Source organism: Enterobacter cloacae complex sp. ESBL7 (genome assembly GCF_041679625.1).
GTDB classification, from domain to species: Bacteria; Pseudomonadota; Gammaproteobacteria; order Enterobacterales; family Enterobacteriaceae; genus Enterobacter; species Enterobacter asburiae_B.
The window spans coordinates 24,807-43,394 of the sequence record NZ_JBGORN010000004.1 but is presented as its reverse complement, the minus strand read 5'-3'; the positions used below and the strand labels follow the sequence as shown (position 1 = coordinate 43,394).

General features: G+C 60.6%; 16 protein-coding genes. 7 read left to right on the top strand and 9 right to left on the bottom strand.

Annotated elements, in window-relative coordinates; translation table 11 throughout:
- Positions 1-286: 286 nt before the first annotated feature.
- Positions 287-1,807 (bottom strand): PAS domain-containing methyl-accepting chemotaxis protein, encoded by a 1,521-nt coding sequence (locus tag ACERY3_RS16130; protein ID WP_058841616.1) that lies wholly within the window; start codon positions 1,805-1,807, stop codon positions 287-289.
- A 435-nt stretch (positions 1,808-2,242) separates the two neighbouring features.
- Between ACERY3_RS16130 and ygjG the strand changes: the two genes are divergently transcribed.
- A complete protein-coding gene (ygjG, locus tag ACERY3_RS16125; protein ID WP_023309267.1) occupies positions 2,243-3,622 on the top strand; it encodes a putrescine aminotransferase in 1,380 nt (459 codons plus the stop codon).
- Between the two features lie 83 nt (positions 3,623-3,705).
- Here ygjG and ACERY3_RS16120 read toward each other — a convergent pair whose 3' ends face one another.
- Positions 3,706-4,308 carry a helix-turn-helix domain-containing protein gene (locus ACERY3_RS16120; RefSeq protein ID WP_039260488.1) on the bottom strand — a complete coding sequence of 201 codons (603 nt, stop codon included), beginning with the start codon at positions 4,306-4,308 and terminating at the stop codon, positions 3,706-3,708.
- 42 nt (positions 4,309-4,350) lie between these two features.
- Here ACERY3_RS16120 and ACERY3_RS16115 point away from each other — a divergent pair, with 42 nt between their 5' ends.
- Positions 4,351-5,037 carry a B3/4 domain-containing protein gene (locus ACERY3_RS16115; protein ID WP_058841617.1) on the top strand — a complete coding sequence of 229 codons (687 nt, stop codon included), beginning with the start codon at positions 4,351-4,353 and terminating at the stop codon, positions 5,035-5,037.
- A 12-nt stretch (positions 5,038-5,049) separates the two neighbouring features.
- Positions 5,050-5,898, top strand: coding sequence for a dihydrodipicolinate synthase family protein (locus ACERY3_RS16110; protein WP_058841618.1), 849 nt, complete (start codon positions 5,050-5,052; stop codon positions 5,896-5,898).
- Between the two features lie 92 nt (positions 5,899-5,990).
- On the opposite strand, the gene lsrG is transcribed toward ACERY3_RS16110, so the two are convergent.
- From lsrG to lsrA, 6 genes are read right to left on the bottom strand one after another with little or no spacing between them, the layout of a single operon-like run.
- Positions 5,991-6,284: a (4S)-4-hydroxy-5-phosphonooxypentane-2,3-dione isomerase gene (gene lsrG / locus ACERY3_RS16105; RefSeq protein ID WP_033146706.1), complete on the bottom strand. Its 294-nt coding sequence runs from the start codon at positions 6,282-6,284 to the stop codon at positions 5,991-5,993.
- The gene (lsrF, locus tag ACERY3_RS16100; RefSeq protein WP_033146707.1) at positions 6,281-7,168 is read right to left on the bottom strand and encodes a 3-hydroxy-5-phosphonooxypentane-2,4-dione thiolase; all 888 of its coding nucleotides are present in this window, start codon (positions 7,166-7,168) and stop codon (positions 6,281-6,283) included. Before lsrF ends, lsrG begins: the two co-directional genes overlap by 4 nt.
- Positions 7,169-7,179: 11 nt before the next feature.
- Entirely contained in the window at positions 7,180-8,181 is a 1,002-nt protein-coding gene (gene lsrB, locus ACERY3_RS16095; protein ID WP_033146708.1) for an autoinducer 2 ABC transporter substrate-binding protein LsrB, read from the bottom strand.
- A 1-nt stretch (position 8,182) separates the two neighbouring features.
- Positions 8,183-9,160: an autoinducer 2 ABC transporter permease LsrD gene (gene lsrD / locus ACERY3_RS16090; protein ID WP_236902209.1), complete on the bottom strand. Its 978-nt coding sequence runs from the start codon at positions 9,158-9,160 to the stop codon at positions 8,183-8,185.
- The gene (gene lsrC, locus ACERY3_RS16085; RefSeq protein WP_373225974.1) at positions 9,161-10,192 is read right to left on the bottom strand and encodes an autoinducer 2 ABC transporter permease LsrC; all 1,032 of its coding nucleotides are present in this window, start codon (positions 10,190-10,192) and stop codon (positions 9,161-9,163) included.
- The gene (gene lsrA, locus ACERY3_RS16080) at positions 10,189-11,676 is read right to left on the bottom strand and encodes an autoinducer 2 ABC transporter ATP-binding protein LsrA (RefSeq protein ID WP_058841622.1); all 1,488 of its coding nucleotides are present in this window, start codon (positions 11,674-11,676) and stop codon (positions 10,189-10,191) included. Before lsrA ends, lsrC begins: the two co-directional genes overlap by 4 nt.
- 215 nt (positions 11,677-11,891) lie before the next feature.
- Between lsrA and lsrR the strand changes: the two genes are divergently transcribed.
- From lsrR to ACERY3_RS16065, 3 genes are all read left to right on the top strand, one after another.
- A complete protein-coding gene (gene lsrR / locus ACERY3_RS16075; protein WP_039260477.1) occupies positions 11,892-12,863 on the top strand; it encodes a transcriptional regulator LsrR in 972 nt (323 codons plus the stop codon).
- 32 nt (positions 12,864-12,895) lie between these two features.
- Positions 12,896-14,494, top strand: coding sequence for an autoinducer-2 kinase (gene lsrK / locus ACERY3_RS16070; protein WP_058841623.1), 1,599 nt, complete (start codon positions 12,896-12,898; stop codon positions 14,492-14,494).
- 207 nt (positions 14,495-14,701) lie between these two features.
- Positions 14,702-16,723, top strand: a complete 2,022-nt coding sequence (locus ACERY3_RS16065; protein WP_373225973.1) for an FAD-dependent oxidoreductase — start codon at positions 14,702-14,704, stop codon at positions 16,721-16,723.
- 118 nt (positions 16,724-16,841) lie between these two features.
- Here the strand turns inward: ACERY3_RS16065 and rlmG are convergent, their stop codons facing one another.
- A complete protein-coding gene (rlmG, locus tag ACERY3_RS16060; RefSeq protein ID WP_058841625.1) occupies positions 16,842-17,978 on the bottom strand; it encodes a 23S rRNA (guanine(1835)-N(2))-methyltransferase RlmG in 1,137 nt (378 codons plus the stop codon).
- Positions 17,979-18,061: 83 nt separating this feature from the next.
- Between rlmG and ACERY3_RS16055 the strand changes: the two genes are divergently transcribed.
- On the top strand, positions 18,062-18,565 hold the full coding sequence (locus ACERY3_RS16055) for a YgjP-like metallopeptidase domain-containing protein (RefSeq protein WP_023333531.1): 504 nt from the start codon (positions 18,062-18,064) through the stop codon (positions 18,563-18,565).
- Positions 18,566-18,588 lie beyond the last annotated feature (23 nt).

Here is an 18,588-nt window from a genome sequence, read left to right as displayed (position 1 = left end):
GATTTCGCTAACTTTATGAGTTTGATCGTTTTTTTATTTCATAACCCCCGCAATGCATAGGTGCAGGCTATTAATATGGCCTCATCGATCGTTACCAGACCGTCAAACGGGGTATTTTCGAAATAGCATTCTGAAGAACTGACTTAGGCAGGAATAAATAACTGAGGCACTTTCTTTAGTTATTTAATATTAGATTAACAATAAACCACATTAATAGTCACATTCAGAAAAATAAAAAGCCGTTTATTCCCTACGGTATAAACGGCTTTTTTGGAACATTACTGACTCAGTGGAGCACAGTCACCGCATCCTTGAGGCGTCCGGCGCGGTGCTTCACCATTGCAGAAATGTGGGCGCTCTCCTCGACCAGGTCGGCGTTTTTCTGCGTGATGCTGTCGAGTTCAGCCACCGCGCGGGTCAACTCTGACAGCCCGGTGGCCTGCTCGGAGGTCGCGTGGCTGATCTGGGCGATAAGCTGCGTCACGTTTTTCACCTGCACCACGATATCATCCATCGTGCGGCCTGCGGCGTGAACCTGCTCAGAGCCGGACTGCACCTTGCTGGCGCTGGCATCAATGAGTTTACGAATATCATTGGCGGCACTGGCGCTGCGGCTGGCGAGATGGCGAACTTCGCCCGCGACCACGGCAAAACCTTTTCCCTGCTCTCCTGCCCTTGCCGCTTCAACCGCCGCGTTCAGCGCCAGAATATTGGTCTGGAAAGCGATGTCGTTAATCAGGGAGGTAATCGAGCCAATTCGCTGCGTGCTGTCGGCAATGTCATCCATGGTTTTGACCACGGTCTGCATCGCGTTGCCCCCTTTCGTCGCCGCGCTGCTCGCGGCCACGGAGAGTTTATCCACCTCGGCGGCAGTTTCAGAGTTACTCTGAACGGAAGCGGCCATCTGGTTCATTGTTGCGACGGTCTGCTGCACGTTCGCCACGGTCTGACGCGTCCGATCGTTCAGATCTTCATTTCCCTGCGCCAGCCTGTCGCTGCCGTCACGGACGCTCACTACCTGGCTCGAGACGTCATTGATTAACCAGCGGCACATCAGGCCCAGCTGCCCGACCGCGCGCAGCGTCAGCCCCAGCTCGTCGCTGCGGTTCAGATGCTGCACGCTGTTGCGCTCACCGGTTGCGACCTTCAGGGCCTGTCGCGCCACATTCTCTACCGGGCGGACAATCTGTTGCTCAAACAGCAGCGTCCCCAGCAGCATCACCACCGCGGCAGCTACGAGCGGCATCCACCCGGCGGAAGTCGCGACCAGCGTGGCGGCGAGAACGGCAAAAAGCGCCGCCATCACGCTGCGCACGCGCCAGCGCAGCGGCATTGCCGGCAGTTTACCCAGCCAGCCTTTTCCAACCACCAGCCCCTTGTGCACGCGTTTCTTACAGCTCCCGTCGTTCAGCGCCCGGTAAAGCGGCTCCACGATCGCAATCTCTTCGGCTGTGGCTTTGGTGCGAATGGACATATAGCCCGTCACCTGCCCGCGGCGCACCATCGGCACCGCATTCGCACGCACCCAGTAGTGGTCGCCGTTTTTGCGCCGGTTTTTGACAATTCCGCTCCACGGCTCGCCCTGCTGCAGCGTGTACCACATATCGGCAAACGCGGCTTTTGGCATGTCGGGGTGGCGGACCAGATTGTGCGGCTGGCCCGTCAGCTCATCGAGCTGGTAGCCGCTCACCTGCACAAAGGTGTCGTTGGCGTGTGTGATGTAGCTGTGGACGTCTGTGGTAGACATTAAGGTGGTGTCATCGTCCAGAGAATATTCATTCTGGGTGACATAGGTTGGAGAGGACATCGTGGGCATCCCTTGCAGGTTATTTGAATGTTAATTTTGTGGGTCAATGTTTTTTCGGCGGTAAACAATTTATCTTTAGTTGTTAAACTTGATGAAGATCGCAGATTTCACTTAAACCATACTTTTTGTACTATTTTATAATTCATTGATTTCAAATACTTTCGCAAAGAAATTACCTATAAAGCATGACCAGTTAATGCCCACTTAAGTTGCAGCCAATGCACTTCTTTAGTGCAGATGCGCTTTTCCGGCCTCATTTACCCTTTTTGTCCTGTACCGCTAAATCCCGTTTCGGTTGCTCCGGCATGATTAAATATTGTGCAACATTATTTTAACCTGGCGTTTATCCCGATTTTCGTTAAGTCATCTGAAGTGGCGTAATCCCTGCAATACTTAAACCAGTATCATGTGATACGCGATCCCCGGGAGCACATTTTGAACAGGTTACCTTCCAGCGCCTCGGCTCTTGCCTGTACCGCGCACGCACTGAATCTCATTGAGAAGCGAACGCTCGATCATGAGGAGATGAAACAACTTAACCGAGAGGTCATCGATTACTTTAAAGAGCACGTCAATCCAGGTTTTCTGGAGTATCGCAAATCTGTTACCGCCGGCGGGGATTACGGAGCCGTAGAATGGCAAGCGGGGAGTCTTAACACGCTTGTCGACACCCAGGGACAGGAGTTTATCGATTGCCTGGGTGGTTTTGGTATCTTCAACGTGGGGCACCGTAATCCAGTTGTGGTTTCCGCCGTACAGAATCAACTTGCGAAACAACCTCTCCATAGCCAGGAACTGCTCGACCCGCTTCGCGCCATGCTAGCGAAAACGCTGGCGGCCTTAACGCCCGGCAAACTGAAGTACAGCTTCTTTAGCAACAGCGGCACGGAATCGGTCGAAGCGGCGATTAAACTCGCCAAAGCGTACCAGTCGCCGCGCGGAAAATTCACCTTTATCGCCACCAGCGGCGCGTTCCACGGTAAATCCCTGGGCGCACTGTCTGCTACCGCCAAATCCACCTTCCGCAAACCGTTTATGCCGCTGCTGCCGGGCTTCCGCCACGTGCCGTTCGGCGACATTAACGCCATGCGCACCGTGCTGAGCGAATGCCGTAAAACCGGCGATGACGTGGCGGCGGTGATCCTGGAGCCGATTCAGGGTGAAGGCGGCGTGATCCTCCCTCCGCAGGGCTATCTGCCCGCCGTGCGTCAGCTGTGCGATGAGTTTGGCGCGCTGCTGATCCTCGACGAAGTCCAGACCGGCATGGGGCGCACCGGCAAGATGTTTGCCTGCGAGCACGAAAACGTGCAGCCGGACATCCTGTGCCTGGCGAAAGCGCTCGGCGGCGGCGTGATGCCGATTGGTGCGACGGTTGCGACTGAAGAGGTCTTCTCGGTGCTGTTCGACAACCCGTTCCTGCATACCACTACCTTTGGCGGTAACCCGCTGGCCTGTGCGGCCGCGCTGGCAACCATCAACGTGCTGCTGGAGCAAAACCTGCCCGCGCAGGCGGAGCAGAAAGGCGACATGCTGCTGGACGGCTTCCGTCAGCTAGGCCGGGAGTATCCGGACCTGGTGCAGGACGCGCGTGGCAAAGGGATGCTGATGGCGATTGAGTTTGTCGATAACGAAACCGGCTATAGCTTCGCGAGCGAGATGTTCCGCCAGCGGGTGCTGGTCGCCGGAACGCTCAACAACTCGAAAACCATCCGCATTGAACCGCCGCTGACGCTGACGATTGAGCAGTGCGAGCAGGTGCTGAAAGCGGCGCGTAAAGCGCTGGCAGCGCTGCGAATAAGTGTGGAAGAGGCGTAATCAGCGCCGGGTGGCGCTACGCTAACCCGGCCTACAAAATACTGCATGCAGGCCCGGTAAGCGTAGCGCCACCGGGCTGCTTTTTATCGGTGAAATTCCGCCACCGTCATGGTGAAGCGAAGCACGGTATCGCCTTCGTTCGCATATCCGTGCGCCGCTTCCGTTTTCGCCACCGCCGATGCGCCAGCGTTAACCTGGGTCACCGTCTCATCCACCGTCAACGTTAAAACGCCTTCGTTCACGTGCAGCAGCTCAAAGGTTCCCGCCGGGTGCCCCGGAGAGGTAAAGCGCTCTCCCGGCTGCATCTCCCACTGCCATAGCTCAATCATATCCGGGCCTGCGGTTCCCGCCAGCAGTCTGGCGCGTCCACCCTGTGCGCCCTGCCACAGCACCGGAATCGCGGCCTCTTCGATAACGTGCACCAGCGGCTCGCTGGATACGTTGACGATATCCGCTACGGAGATGCCGAGCGCGGCGGCCAGCTTGCACAAGATGGCGATACTGGGGTTGGCTGCGCCCTTTTCGATCTCCACCAGCATGCCTTTGCTAACGCTTGCCCGGCGGGACAACTCGTCCAGAGACAGCTTTTTCTCTTTGCGCCAGTTGCGTATGCGGTTTGCCACGGCCAGGCTTACCAGGGCAACATCGGCACCCTGCGAAGTCATTATATTGACTTTATCAGTCATTGGTCACTACCATGGTATAAAACAGTCAATACAGGATTATTTATGTCTCTCGTTACGCCGTCAATAGATTCGCATCTTGCCGGGATTGCCCCGGGCTTTCGGGCGCTGAGCATTCTGGTTGAAGCTGCGCCGATAACCCACCCCGAGGTTGCGCCCGCCGCGTTGGCGCAGGCCTGCCAGCAGATGTTGAATGATGATGTGCCATGGGCTGATGCACACCTTTCAGACTGGGATGAGGTGTTTAAAGCCTTCGGCGCGAAACCGAAACGCACGCCCTGCTCGGCATCTGCCCTGCGCAAGCGGGTACTGAAAGACGGTTCGCTGCCGTCGCTGGATCCGGTCGTAGATATCTATAACGCGGTGAGTATTCGCTATGCCATTCCGGTGGGCGGGGAAAATCTCGCGGCGTATTCGGGTGCGCCGCGTCTGACGCTGGCCGACGGCAGCGAGCCGTTTGATACCTTCAAAGAGGGACAACCAGTGATGGAACATCCGGAACCGGGCGAGGTTATCTGGCGCGACGATCTCGGCGTCACCTGCCGCCGCTGGAACTGGCGACAGGGGGTGCGTACCCGTCTGGACAGCCAGGCGCAATCCATGTGGTTTATTCTTGAAAGCCTGCCGTCGATGCCCCTTGCGGCACTGGAAGAGGCAGGAGAAGAACTGGTCAACAACCTGCAGCGGCTGATGCCGGGAGCCACGGCTCGGGTTCAGTTGCTGACGCTGTAGGAGGACAACACGATGTTTCACGGGTTAAGCGCGTTTCCGTTAACCCCCCTGAAAGAGGGGACGTTTGACGAGCACTCCTTCATCAATCTTCTGCGCCCCGTGGTCGACGCTGGTATGGATTCACTGGGCATTTTGGGCTCAACGGGAAGTTACGCCTATCTGACCGTTGAAGAGCGCGGTCGGATCGCACGCTGCGCGGTGGCGCATGCTGATGACATTCCGGTCATCGTCAGCATCGGCGCATTGCGGCTGGACGATATTCTGCGTCTAGCTGACGACGCGCAATCGGCAGGTGTCTCCGGCGTGCTGCTGGCACCCGTGTCGTACCAGCGATTAACGGAAGACGAAGTGTTTACTCTCTATGAAACGGTGACCCGCCAGCTCTCCGTACCACTGTGCATTTATGATAATCCCGCCACCACCGGTTTTGCGTTTAGCGATGAACTGTTATTTGCCGCCGCGGCCCTGCCGAATATAGGGTCCATTAAGCTTGGCCGCGTGCCGGAGGACCTGTTGCAGGTACGCGCTCGTCTTCCTGATACCGTCACGCTGGGCATCGCCGGTGACTGGCGAGCGGCCTCCGCCCTGCAGGCCGGGTTTGACGTCTGGTACTCGGTGGTCGGCGGGTTGTTTCCGCAAACAGCGCTGGCGATTGCCCGTTCGAAAGAGTCGGCACAATCCGAGCGGCTGGAGCCGCTTTGGGAATTGTTCCGTCGCTACGGCAGCTTACGGGTTATCGCGGCGGCGGCAGAGATGATGGGAAAAGTGGCTGCACCTGCGTTGCCTTTCCCGTTACAGGCGCTTCAGGGTGAGCCGCGGGAAGCGCTTGCAAAGTTATTTGTCAGCCTGGATCTGGCCTGAAAAACGCCGGGTGGCGCTAACGCTTACCCGGCCTACCGCACCGTCCCGCACCCCGTAGGCCCGGTAAGCGTAAGCGCCACCGGGCAAAGCCGCTACTCCGGCAGCAGTCCCACAAAACTGCGTTTCTTGCGCGGCTCCGACATCAGCTCTTCGAGCTTATCCACGCACGCCAGATAGTGCGGGGTTTGCTTGTGCGCCAGCACCGCCTCTTCGTCTTTATAGGCTTCGTAGATAAAGAACCGGGTCTTCACCCTCGGGTCCTGCAATACGTCAAAACGCAGGTTTCCCGACTCCTGGATTGCCCCCTCGTGGTTAGCGCGAAACACCTCCAGAAACTCGTCTACCCGCTCGGGCTTAATGTTGATCTCCACCAGCGTCACGTTCATTTTGCTTCTCCCTGTTTCTCATCCTGCCAGAACTGGAACGCATCGCGGGCGTTCCAGTTCTCGTGAACCACTTTTTTCACCGCCTTCAGCATGGCGAGCGGCGCGCTGGACTGGAAGATGTTGCGTCCCATATCCACGCCCGACGCCCCCTGATCGATAGCCCGCCAGCACATCTCCAGCGCCTCGTGCTCCGGCAGCTTTTTGCCCCCGGCGATAACGATCGGCACCGGGCAGCTGGCGGTCACTTTTTCAAAGCCCTCGTCCACGTAGTAGGTTTTGACGAACTGCGCCCCCATTTCGGCGGCGATGCGGCTGGCCAGCGAGAAATAGCGCGCGTCCCGCGCCATCTCTTTCCCCACGCCCGTCACCGCCAGCGTCGGCATGCCGTAGCGCGCGCCCGCATCGACAAGCTTGATGATGTTGTTGATCGACTGATGCTCAAACTCGCTGCCGATATACACCTGCGCCGCCACCGCGCAGACGTTCAGGCGCAGCGCGTCCTCCATCGCCACCGCCACGCACTCGTTCGACAGTTCGCCCAGAATCGAGTTACCGCCGGACGCGCGCAGCACCACCGGTTTGTTCGTCGCGGCTGGCACCTGGCTCCTGAGGATGCCGCGGGTGCACATCAGCACGTCGGTTTCGCCAAACAGCGGCGCGATGGAGAGATCGATACGCTCAAGGCCGGTGGTCGGCCCCTGAAAGTAGCCGTGGTCAAAGGCCAGCATCACCGTGCGGTTGCTCTGCGGGTTGAAGATGCGCGCAAGCCTGGACTGCATGCCCCAGTCCAGCGAGCCGCAGCCCTTCAGGGTGTACGGCACATTCTGCTGCGGCGTGCCGATGCCAAAATCCTTGCCGTCTTTGATGTCGTCTAAATCAGCCATTTGCTCCCCCGTCAGAAATCGTATTTGCTGATGTTCTCTTTGGTGAACACCACGCGCTCCGGCAGCAGCACGATGCCGTTGCCCTTCGCCTCATACTGGTAGCCCTGCACGCTGTTCGGCTCGACCTTCAGCGCGCCGATATTTTTTACGTCCACGCTGTCGCCGACGTTAAGATCGCCTTTTTTCAGCAGGCGATCGGCGACGTTGACCGCAATTTTGCCCTGTTGTACGACATCCCACAGGCCGAAGGCTTTCACCGTGCCGCGCTCAACGTACGGGCGCATCACGTTCGGCGTGCTGAAGCCGACAATCGCCACCCCTTCCCGCTTCAGGTTTTCCGCCGCCTGCGCCGCCGCTGGAAGCGCGTTGGCGTCCGGGGCGATAATCGCATCCAGATCCGGATAGGCTTTTAAGATCCCTTCGGCGGTTTGCAGGGATTTGGTGGCGTCGTTATAGCCAAACTGGGTCGTCACGACCTGCCACTGGGGGTGATCTTTCTCGATTTTGGCCTTCGCCTCTTTCACCCACTGGTTCTGGTCGGTGACGGTCGGGCTGGAGTAGAAGAACGCCACTTTAGCGTTCGGTTTGGTGACCTGTTTGCCCGCCATCTCCACCAGCAGGCCGCCCAGCTGCTCCGGCGTCCCCTGGTTGATGTAGATGCTGCGGCACTCCGGTTTGGTGTCGGAATCCCAGGTCAGGACCTTGACGCCGCGCTGCATCGCGCGCTTGAGCGCCGGGCAGAGGCCGTCCGGCGACACGGCGGAGACGATAATGGCGTTATAGCCCTGGTTAACGAAGTTATTGATGAGCTGCACCTGCCCGGAGACGCTCGGCTCGGTCGGGCCATCGTAGGTCACGTCCACGCCGAGGTCTTTCCCCGCCTCTTTCGCGCCGTTGCCGCCGCTGGTGAAGAACCCCACGCCCACCAGCTTCGGGATAAAGGCAATGCGGTCCGCCGCCTGCGCCGAGGCGAAGCTGAGGGCCATTGCCAGGACTATCAGTTTTGTTTTCATCTTACGCTCCGGATAGTTTTCTAAAGAGAGAACGCACCCACTCGCGGTGCAGACTCAGCGAACGTCCCATCACCACCACAACCAGCAGCGCCCCTGACAGCGCGCTCGACACCTGGTTAGGGATGCCGACCATCTGTAAACCCTGCTGCAGGTAGCCCACCAGCAGTGCCGCCAGCGCCGTACCAACAACCGAACCTGATCCGCCGTAGATATTGGCCCCGCCGAGCACGGCGGCGGTGAGCGCAGGCATCAGCAAATCGCGCCCCAGATCCGAACGCGCGGAGCCGAAATAGGAGACCATCACCAGCGCGGCAACCGCCGAGGCCACGCCCACCAGCCCGTACAGCGCGTAGGGCATGCCGTTCACCGACAGCGCCGCATAGCGCGCCGCGCGCGGGTTTTGCCCGATCAAAAACAGATGACGACCAAAGCGCCCTCGGTGGGTAATCAGCCAGAAGAAAAACGTAATCACCGCGAACAGCACCAGCGGGATCGGCAGGCCCAGCACCGTGAGGTTAGCGAACGCCGTGAAGCCGTCCGGGAAGCCGCCGATGCCCTCGTAGCCCGTCGCGCCCGCCATGCCGGAGAGCAGCAGCGCGCCGCCGCCGTAGAGGTAAAGCGTGCCGAGGGTGATGACTAAAGGACTAATGCCGGTGTAGTGGATCAGCGCCGCATTCAGCAGCCCGCACAGCAGGCCGAGCAGCAGCGTCAATGGAATAGCGACCGCCATCGGCCACCCGGACTGCATCATCACGCCCAGCGCGATGGCGCACAGGCCGATAGTTGAGCCGAGGGAGATGTCGATCCCGCCGCTGATGATGACCAGCGTGAGCGGCAGCGCCACGATGCCGATGCAGATGAAGTCGCTGGTGCTGAACAGCAGCATGTTGACGTCGAGCATGCGCGGGTTGATGGCGCCAAAGAGCAGGATCTCCAGCACCAGTAAAATCAGCAGCGCGCTTTCCCAGTTAAGCCTCATTTACGCCACCTCTTTTTTGCGTTTGGGAAACGGGGTGACGTGCTTTCCCCCTTTGTTACCCGGCTGGAAGCGGCCGTACTTCAGCGCCCGCTGATGGCGCGCCAGCGCCTGGCGCAGACGCCCGTCGAGCACCAGCACGCCCAGCAGCACCAGCCCGGCGATAAAGTCGTTCCACCACGCCGGGAGCCTGAACAGCACCAGCACGGTGTCGATTTGGGTCAGGAAGAAGGCCCCGAGCAGCGCGCCAACCAGCGTGCCCGTGCCGCCCAGCAGCGAAATACCGCCGAGCACGCAGGCGGCGATGGCCTTCATCTCCAGCCCGCTGCCGGTCTGGTTGGGCACAAAGCCAATCTGCGCGGCAAAGACGATCCCGGCGCAGGCCGCCAGCATGCCGTTGAGGGTAAAGGCGATCATGCGGGTGCGGTTCACCGCCACGCCCAGCTGGCGCGCGGCGGCGAGGTTATCCCCCACCGCGTAGAAATCACGCCCGAACGCGGTGCGCGAGAGCGTCCACGCGCCCGTGACCGCGATAATCAACACCAGCATGCCGAGCGGCGAAATGCCGATGGCGGCAGGCTCAGAGAGGGATTTCAGCCCGGGTGGCAGTCCTTCAATCCACTTTCCGCCGGTCCAGAGCAGCATCGCGCCACGGTACAGCCCCAGCGTGCCGAGGGTGGCGACAATCGCCGGGATGCGCAGCCCCACCACCAGAAACCCGTTGAACGCCCCGGCCAGCGCGCCAATAGACAGCGCGAAGAGAATGGAAATGGGCAGGCTGTAGCCGCTGTTCAGCGCCACGCCGACGGCAATGGCGGACAGCCCGACGGTTGAGCCAACGGACACGTCGATATTGCGGGTCAGCATCACCAGCGCGGCACCGATGGCCAGCAGGATCAGGATCTGCGAGCTGGCGAAAATCATCCCCAGCGTCTGCAGGCTGAAGTAGGACGGATTCAGCGCCACCAGCACGGCGAACAGCGCCAGAATGGCGAGGAACGCGCTCAGCTCGCGGTTTTTCAGCAAGGTCTTCATGACTGCCCTCCGAATGCCAGCGCCATCATCCTGTCGAGGCTGACGGCGTGGCGCGGCAGCTCGCCGCTGAGCACGCCCTGATGCATCACCAGCACGCGGTCCGCAAGGCCCGGGAACTCGTCAAGATCGCTTGAGATCATCAGCACCGCCACGTTCTGCGCCGCCACGCTTTTTATCAGCTGATAGATGTCGGCGCGCGCCGAGACGTCCACTCCGCGCGTCGGTTCATCGACGATCAGCAATAAGGGGTTGGCCTCCAGACAGCGCGCCAGCAGCACCTTCTGCTGGTTGCCGCCGGAGAGCGTGCGCACGGTTTGATCCGCATGGTTGAGCTTGATCCCCAGCGCCCGGTGATAGCGCTCCACCACCGCCGACTCCCGCTTGCGCTGCTGCCAAATCGACGGCTCGTTGAGCGCCACGGTGTTCCAGCGGATCGGCGCGTCGAGGAACAGGCCTGACACCTGCCTGTCTTCCGGCAGGTAGACCAGCCCTTTTTCCAGGCGTGAACTTACCGGCTCGCCGGTGATCTCCTGATTCTCCAGCCAGACGCGGCCCCCGCGTACCGGCCGCAGGCCGTAGAGCGTTTCTGCAAGCTCGGTGCGCCCGGAGCCCACCAGCCCGGCCAGGCCGACGATCTCCCCGGCGTAGATCTCAAGGCTAAGATCGATAAACCCTTCTCCGGTGAGATCGTCCACCCGCAGCACCGGGAAATCCTGCGGCTGGGTGCGGCGGTTGCCCGGCAGCGCCAGCCACAGCTTTTGCGTATCGCTGAGGGATTTCTCCCGGCTTACCGGCGTCATGGCGGCGATCAGGGCGCTGTCGTCAAACTGCGCGGTTTCACCGCTCAGCACCACCGCGCCGTCGCGCATCACCGAGACGTGGCTTGCCAGCTGGCGAATCTCCGGCAGCTTGTGCGAGATAAAGACAATCCCGACGCCGAGCGCCTGCAGGGCGCGGATCTGGCGGAACAGCCGCTCGGTTTCGCCGGGCGTGAGGGAGGCCGTGGGTTCATCGAGGATCAGGATCCTGGCGTTGCGCATCAGACCGCGCAGGATCTCCACCATCTGCTGATCCGCCACTTCCAGGGTACTGGCAGTGGCGTCGAGGTTAAGCTGGCACTGGAGCTGCTGGAGCTTCTCCGCCAGCCGCTTTTCCAGATCGCGTTCGCGCGGCAGGCGAAACAGGATGTTTTCCCGCACCGTCAGGTTGGGGAACAGCAGCGGCTCCTGCGGCACCAGGTAAATGCCTAACCCGTGCGCCTGCACGGGCGTGAGCCGCGCATATGACTGCCCCTCGACAGAAAGTTCACCACCGTCCGGCGTTTCGACCCCGGCGATGATCTTCATCAGCGTCGATTTTCCCGCGCCGTTTCCGCCCATCAGGGCGTGCACCTGGCCCGCAAGCAGCGTGAAATCAATGCCTTTTAAGACCGGCACGCCTGAGAACTGCTTTCTGATATTCCGCGCGTCGAGAAGTGGTGTCATCATCGCTCCGCTATTGAACAAATGATTTTTAGATTTAATAATGTTCAAAAGCGTAGACGGTGAACTATATTTACAACCGTGCAGGGATCACAGTTTTATCGATTGAGATACAGATAAACCAGAAACGATCTAAAAGATCCGTTTTGTCGCGTGGCTCACACTTTCCCTTCGCGCCATTACGAACATATGATCTAAATTTTTATAAGAGTTCAACTATGAGCGATAAACGCACTGCGGAAGAAGGACGGTTTGCCGGGCTGGCACTGGCGGAAGAGGAGCTCGTGGCACGCGTTGCCTGGTGCTACTACCACGACGGATTAACCCAGAACGACATCGGCGAGCGGCTCGGGCTGCCGCGCCTGAAAATCTCCCGCCTGCTGGAAAAAGGCCGTCAGTCCGGGGTGATCCGCGTGCAGATCAACTCCCGCTACGAGGGCTGTCTGGCGCTGGAGACCGAGCTACAGCAGCGCTTTGGCCTGAAGCTGGTGCGCGTGATGCCCGCGTTAAATACGCCGCCGATGAACGTGCGGCTCGGCATTGGCGCGGCGCAGTCTCTGATGGGCGTACTGGAGCCGGGCCAGCTGCTGGCGGTGGGGTTTGGTGAAACCACCATGAGCTGCCTGCAGCACCTGAGCGGCTTTATCAGCTCGCAGCAGATCCGCCTGGTGACGCTCTCCGGCGGCGTCGGGCCGTACATGACCGGTATCGGCCAGCTGGACGCGGCCTGCAGCGTCAGCATGATCCCCGCCCCGCTTCGCGTGTCATCCGCAGAGGTGGCCGGGATCTTAAAACGCGAAACCAGCGTGCGGGACGTGATCCTCGCCGCGACCGCCGCCGACGTCGCTGTGGTCGGCATTGGTTCAGTGAACCAGCGCCGTGACGCCACGATACTGCGATCCGGCTATATCAGCGAAGGTGAACAGCTGATGTACGCCCGCAAAGGCGCGGTCGGCGACATTCTCGGTTATTTCCTCAATGCCGAAGGGGAATGCGTCGAGGAGCTGGAGATCCACAAAGAACTGCTGGGCGTCACGCTCGATGAACTGGCGCAGCTGCCCACCATCGTTGGCGTGGCCGGAGGAGAAGAGAAAGCCGATGCGATTTATGCCGCACTGAAGGGTCGCCGTATCAATGGCCTGGTGACGGAGGAGACGACAGCCCGCGCGGTGCTGGCTCTGGCCGACTAAGAGCCGCCCTGCGCTAACAACGAGGCAAGCTCATGAGTTACCTTTTAGCGTTAGATGCAGGGACAGGCAGCGTTCGCGCCGTGATTTTCGATTTACAGGGCAACCAGATTGCCGTCGGCCAGGCCGAGTGGAAGCACCTGAGCGTGGAGAACGTGCCGGGATCGATGGAGTTCGATCTGGAGACCAACTGGCAGCTGGCCTGCCGGTGCATTCATCAGGCGCTGGAACGTGCGTGCCTGAGCGCGGCGGATATTCAGTCCGTCGCCTGCTGCTCGATGCGCGAAGGGATCGTGCTGTACGACCGCAACGGCGAGGCCATCTGGGCCTGCGCCAACGTCGACGCCCGCGCCAGCCGCGAGGTGGCCGAACTCAAAGAGATCCACGACGACCGTTTTGAATCCGAAGTGTATGAGGTTTCCGGCCAGACGCTGGCGCTGAGCGCCATGCCGCGCCTGCTGTGGCTGGCGCACCATCGTCCTGACATCTACCGTAAAGCCGCCACCATCACCATGATCAGCGACTGGCTGGCGGCGAAGCTCTCCGGCGAGCTGGCGGTCGACCCGTCTAACGCGGGCACCACCGGCATGCTGGATCTCTTCTCCCGCGACTGGCGTCCGGCGCTGCTCGACATGGCCGGGCTGCGCGCAGATATCCTCTCCCCGGTGAAAGAGACCGGTACCGTGCTGGGCGCGATTACCAAAGAGGCCGCGCAGCAGAGCGGCCTGCGCGAAGGCACGCCGGTGGTGATGGGCGGCGGCGACGTGCAGCTGGGCTGTCTGGGGCTGGGCGTGGTCCGCGCCGGACAAACGGCGGTGCTGGGCGGAACCTTCTGGCAGCAGGTGGTGAACCTGCCGCAGGTGCGTACCGACCCCGAGATGAACATCCGCGTGAACCCGCACGTTATCCCCGGCATGGCGCAGGCGGAGTCGATCAGCTTCTTTACCGGGCTGACCATGCGCTGGTTCCGCGACGCCTTCTGCGCCGAGGAAAAGCTGATTGCCGAGCGGATTGGGATGGACACCTATTCCCTGCTGGAAGAGATGGCCAGCCGCGTACCGGCGGGCTCCCACGGGGTGATGCCGATCTTCTCCGACGCGATGCATTTCAAGCAGTGGTACCACGCCGCGCCGTCGTTTATTAACCTCTCCATCGACCCGGAAAAGTGCAACAAAGCGACGCTGTTCCGCGCCCTGGAGGAGAACGCGGCGATTGTCTCGGCCTGCAACCTGGCGCAGATTTCGCGCTTCTCCGGCGTGACGTTTGAAAGCCTGGTGTTTGCGGGCGGCGGGGCCAAAGGCGCCCTGTGGAGCCAGATTTTAAGCGATGTCACCGGGCTGCCGGTGCGCGTGCCGGAAGTGAAAGAGGCGACGGCGCTCGGCTGCGCGATTGCCGCAGGCGCGGGCGCGGGGCTGTTTGCGGATATGGCCTCGACGGGCGAGCGGCTGGTGAAGTGGAGCCGCGAGTTCACGCCGAACCCGCAGCACCGCGAGCTGTACGACGGCATGATGCAGAAGTGGCAGGCGGTGTACGCGGACCAGCTCGGGCTGGTGGACAGCGGGCTGACGACGTCGATGTGGCAGGCCCCGGGGTTAGTAAAAACCCACACCCCTCACCCTGCCCCTCTCCCCTGAGGGGAGAGGGAAAAAATCAGATCGAGCCAATTCTTTGAGACCGCACCAGCCAGTCCCCTCTCCCCTTTGGGGAGAGGGTTAGGGTGAGGGGCGAAGTTCTTTGAGATCTATCACAATCATTCGATCCCGCTTTTACCTTTCCGCTCCCGCTGGCTAAATTAGTAACTCATCCGACCACATAACAATAATTTTACACTGGAAGAGACTATGAGCCGCTACCCGTCGTTATTCGCCCCCCTCGATCTGGGGTTCACCACACTCAAAAACCGCGTGTTGATGGGCTCGATGCACACCGGGCTGGAGGAGCATCCGGACGGGGCCGAGCGTCTGGCAGCCTTCTATGCGGAGCGCGCCCGCCACGGGGTGGCGCTGATTGTCACCGGCGGCGTGGCCCCGGCTCCTTCCGGCGTGGGCATGGAGGGCGGCGCGGTTCTGAACGATGCGTCACAGCTGCCGCACCACCGCATTGTGACCGACGCGGTACACCGCGAGGGCGGTAAAATCGCCCTGCAAATCCTGCACACCGGGCGCTACAGCTATCAGCCGAACCTGGTCGCGCCGTCGGCCATTCAGGCGCCAATCAACCGCTTTAAACCTCACGCCCTCAGCCACAATGAGATCCTCGCGCTGATCGACGACTTTGCCCGCTGCGCGGCGCTGGCGCGCGAGGCGGGCTACGACGGCGTTGAGGTGATGGGCTCGGAAGGCTACCTGATCAACGAGTTCCTCGCGGCCCGCACCAACCAGCGCGATGACGAATGGGGCGGCGACTACGCCCGCCGGATGCGCTTTGCCGTGGAGGTGGTGCGCGCGGTGCGCGAACGTGCGGGCGCAGACTTTATTATCGTTTTCCGCCTGTCGATGCTCGACCTGGTGGAAGGCGGCGGCACGTTCGACGAAACCGTGCAGCTGGCGCAGGCGATTGAAGCCGCCGGTGCCACGATTATCAACACCGGGATTGGCTGGCACGAGGCGCGCATCCCCACCATCGCCACGCCGGTGCCGCGCGCGGCGTTCAGCTGGGTAACACGGAAGCTGAAAGGCAAAGTCTCTGTTCCACTGGTCACCACCAACCGCATTAACGATCCGCAGGTGGCGGACGATGTGATTTCGCGCGGCGACGCCGACATGGTGTCGATGGCGCGCCCGTTCCTGGCGGATGCCGAACTGCTCTCCAAAGCGCAAAGCGGCCGTGCGGACGAGATCAACACCTGCATCGGCTGTAACCAGGCCTGTCTGGATCAGATCTTCGTCGGCAAGGTCACCTCTTGCCTGGTTAACCCGCGCGCCTGCCATGAAACCAAAATGCCGATCGTTCCGGCGGTCAGTAAAAAACGCCTGGCCGTGGTGGGCGCAGGCCCGGCGGGGCTGGCGTTTGCGGTGAATGCCGCCTCGCGCGGGCACAGCGTGACGCTGTTTGATGCGCTGGCGGAGATTGGCGGGCAGTTTAATATCGCCAAACAGATCCCCGGCAAAGAGGAGTTCTATGAAACGCTGCGCTACTACCGCCGGATGATCGAGCTTACGGGCGTCGAGCTGCGGCTTAATCAGTTTGTCAGCGCGGCGGATCTGATCGGTTTCGACGAGGTGATCCTGGCGAGCGGGATCGTGCCGCGCACGCCTGCGATCGAGGGTATCGATCATCCTAAAGTGTTGAGCTATCTGGATGTATTGCGTGACAAAACGCCGGTCGGCGAGAAGGTGGCGATTATCGGCTGCGGCGGGATCGGCTTTGATACCGCCATGTACTTAAGCCAGCCGGGCGAGGCCACCAGCCAGAACATTGCCGAGTTTTGCGTGGAATGGGGTATCGACACCAGCCTGAATCAGTCCGGCGGACTGCGCCCGGAAGGGCCGCAGCTGCCGAAAAGCCCGCGCCAGATCGTGATGCTGCAGCGTAAGGCCAGCAAGCCGGGCGAAGGGCTGGGCAAAACCACGGGCTGGATCCACCGCGCCACCCTGCTCTCACGCGGGGTGAAGATGATCCCGGCGGTGAGCTATCAGAAGATCGACGACGAGGGTCTGCACGTCACGATCGGCGGCGAACCGCAGCTGCTGCGCGTGGATCATGTGATTTTATGTGCCGGTCAGGAGCCAAAGCGCGATCTGGCCGATCCGCTGCGCGAAGCCGGTAAAACGGTGCATTTGATCGGCGGGTGCGACGTGGCGATGGAGCTGGACGCGCGGCGGGCAATTGCGCAGGGGACGAAGTTGGCTCTGGCGATCTAGGACATTGCCGGGCGGCAGGGTAAAAGCAAAACGGCAACCCAGTTGCCGTTTTTAGCGTTTGCTCCCTCTCCCTGTGGGAGAGGGCCGGGGTGAGGGCATCAGGCCGCACATAACAGTCTTACCGACGTCGCCCCAGCTTCACCGCCTTCAGCACCACGAACTTATTGTTCGTCGCAATGGTGACGCAGTTGCCGAAAATCTTCTTCAGCTTGTGGAAGTAGTCCAGATGGCGGTTCGCCACGATGTACAGCTCGCCGTTGATTTTCAGGCAGCGGCGCGCGTGGTGGAACATCTCCCACGCGACGTTATCCGTCAGGGCGTGCTTCTGGTGGAACGGCGGATTGCAGAACACGGCGTTGAAGCGGAAAGGCTCTACGCCGGACAGCGCGTTGTTGATCATAAACTCGCAGCGGTCCAGCGCTTCCGGCATGTTGGTTTCCACGTTCAGACGGCTGGAGGCCACCGCCATTGGCGACTCGTCGCTGAACACCACGCTGGCGTCCGGGTTCTTCGCCAGCAGCGTCAGGCCAATCACGCCGTTACCGCAGCCCAGATCGACGATTTCCCCTTCCATATTTTCCGGCAAATGTTCCATAAAGAAACGCGCCCCGATATCCAGCCCGGTGCGGGAGAAGACGTTCGCATGGTTGTGGATGGTCCAGTCGGTGCCTTCCAGCTTCCAGCTCAGCGTCTCCGGCGCGTCGGCCAGCTCCGGCGCGCTGAAGGTGCTGTTGATCAGGCGAGCTTTTTTCCAGGCCAGCGTCGTGGTGGTCGGGCCGAGGATCTTCTCGAACAGCTCGAGCGTCGAGGTGTGAATATCGCGCGCTTTAGCGCCCGCGATAATGCGCGTTTCCGGCGTCACGACCTTACGCAGCGCGCGCAGCTGTTGCTCCAGCAGCGCCATGGTTTTTGGCACTTTGATCAGCACCACGCCCGGCGCCTGCGGGTAGTCCGCGGTGCTGTCGAGGAACTTCACGCTGGACTCTTCGATGTCGTTATGGCGCAGGTTTTCACGCGTCGCCAGCTCGCTCAGGTAGGAATCGCCGATGCTGTATGGCGTGTGCTCCGCCAGGGCGCAGCCCAGCGCGCCAAAGGCGTCATTCAGGATCAAAACCGGGCCGCGGATTTCAGTCTCATCCAACTGCTGCAGCAGATATTCATCCGCCGCTTCCCACGCCATGAGCGGGTTAACGTCGTCCGTTTCCGGGAAACGTTTAAGGTTGAGTGAACGGAAACCGTTGTCTAAGTGGCTCATCGGCCCTCCTGAATGGTAAAATTTGGCGTATCCCTGAAAAGGGTGCGTGAGTATACCCGTTTTATTGTCGATTTGGGGCGTTGATGAACCAACTTACTTATCTCCAGGGCTACCCGGAGCATTTACTGACTCAGGTTCGCAGCCTGATTGCCGAGCAGAAGCTCGGCGCGGTGCTGGAAAAACGCTATCCCGGCACGCACGATTTCGCGACCGATAAGGCCCTCTGGCAGTATACGCAGGATCTGAAAAGCCGGTATCTGAAGAGCGCGCCGCCGATCAACAAGGTGATGTACGACAACAAGATCCACGTGCTGAAAAACGCGCTCGGCCTGCACACCGCCATCTCCCGCGTACAGGGCGGCAAGCTGAAAGCGAAGGCCGAAATCCGCGTCGCGACGGTTTTCCGTAACGCGCCGGAGGCGTTTCTGCGGATGATCGTCGTCCACGAGCTGGCGCACCTGAAGGAGAAAGAGCACGACAAAGCGTTCTATTCCCTGTGCTGCCACATGGAGCCGCAGTACCACCAGCTGGAGTTTGATACCCGGCTATGGCTTACGCATTTATCGTTAAATGGTAATGCGGAATAGCGCACGCGAATTGTCATGATGAC

Bases quoted from the DNA above. Each gene is read 5' to 3' on its own strand.
- ACERY3_RS16130 (WP_058841616.1), bottom strand. From the start codon at position 1,807: ATGTCCTCTCCAACCTATGTCACCCAGAATGAATATTCTCTGGACGAT.
- ACERY3_RS16120 (WP_039260488.1), bottom strand. From the start codon at position 4,308: ATGACTGATAAAGTCAATATAATGACTTCGCAGGGTGCCGATGTTGCC.
- ACERY3_RS16115 (WP_058841617.1), top strand. From the start codon at position 4,351: ATGTCTCTCGTTACGCCGTCAATAGATTCGCATCTTGCCGGGATTGCC.
- ACERY3_RS16110 (WP_058841618.1), top strand. From the start codon at position 5,050: ATGTTTCACGGGTTAAGCGCGTTTCCGTTAACCCCCCTGAAAGAGGGG.
- lsrG (WP_033146706.1), bottom strand. From the start codon at position 6,284: ATGAACGTGACGCTGGTGGAGATCAACATTAAGCCCGAGCGGGTAGAC.
- lsrF (WP_033146707.1), bottom strand. From the start codon at position 7,168: ATGGCTGATTTAGACGACATCAAAGACGGCAAGGATTTTGGCATCGGC.
- lsrB (WP_033146708.1), bottom strand. From the start codon at position 8,181: ATGAAAACAAAACTGATAGTCCTGGCAATGGCCCTCAGCTTCGCCTCG.
- lsrD (WP_236902209.1), bottom strand. From the start codon at position 9,160: ATGAGGCTTAACTGGGAAAGCGCGCTGCTGATTTTACTGGTGCTGGAG.
- lsrC (WP_373225974.1), bottom strand. From the start codon at position 10,192: ATGAAGACCTTGCTGAAAAACCGCGAGCTGAGCGCGTTCCTCGCCATT.
- lsrA (WP_058841622.1), bottom strand. From the start codon at position 11,676: ATGACACCACTTCTCGACGCGCGGAATATCAGAAAGCAGTTCTCAGGC.
- lsrR (WP_039260477.1), top strand. From the start codon at position 11,892: ATGAGCGATAAACGCACTGCGGAAGAAGGACGGTTTGCCGGGCTGGCA.
- lsrK (WP_058841623.1), top strand. From the start codon at position 12,896: ATGAGTTACCTTTTAGCGTTAGATGCAGGGACAGGCAGCGTTCGCGCC.
- ACERY3_RS16065 (WP_373225973.1), top strand. From the start codon at position 14,702: ATGAGCCGCTACCCGTCGTTATTCGCCCCCCTCGATCTGGGGTTCACC.
- rlmG (WP_058841625.1), bottom strand. From the start codon at position 17,978: ATGAGCCACTTAGACAACGGTTTCCGTTCACTCAACCTTAAACGTTTC.
- ACERY3_RS16055 (WP_023333531.1), top strand. From the start codon at position 18,062: ATGAACCAACTTACTTATCTCCAGGGCTACCCGGAGCATTTACTGACT.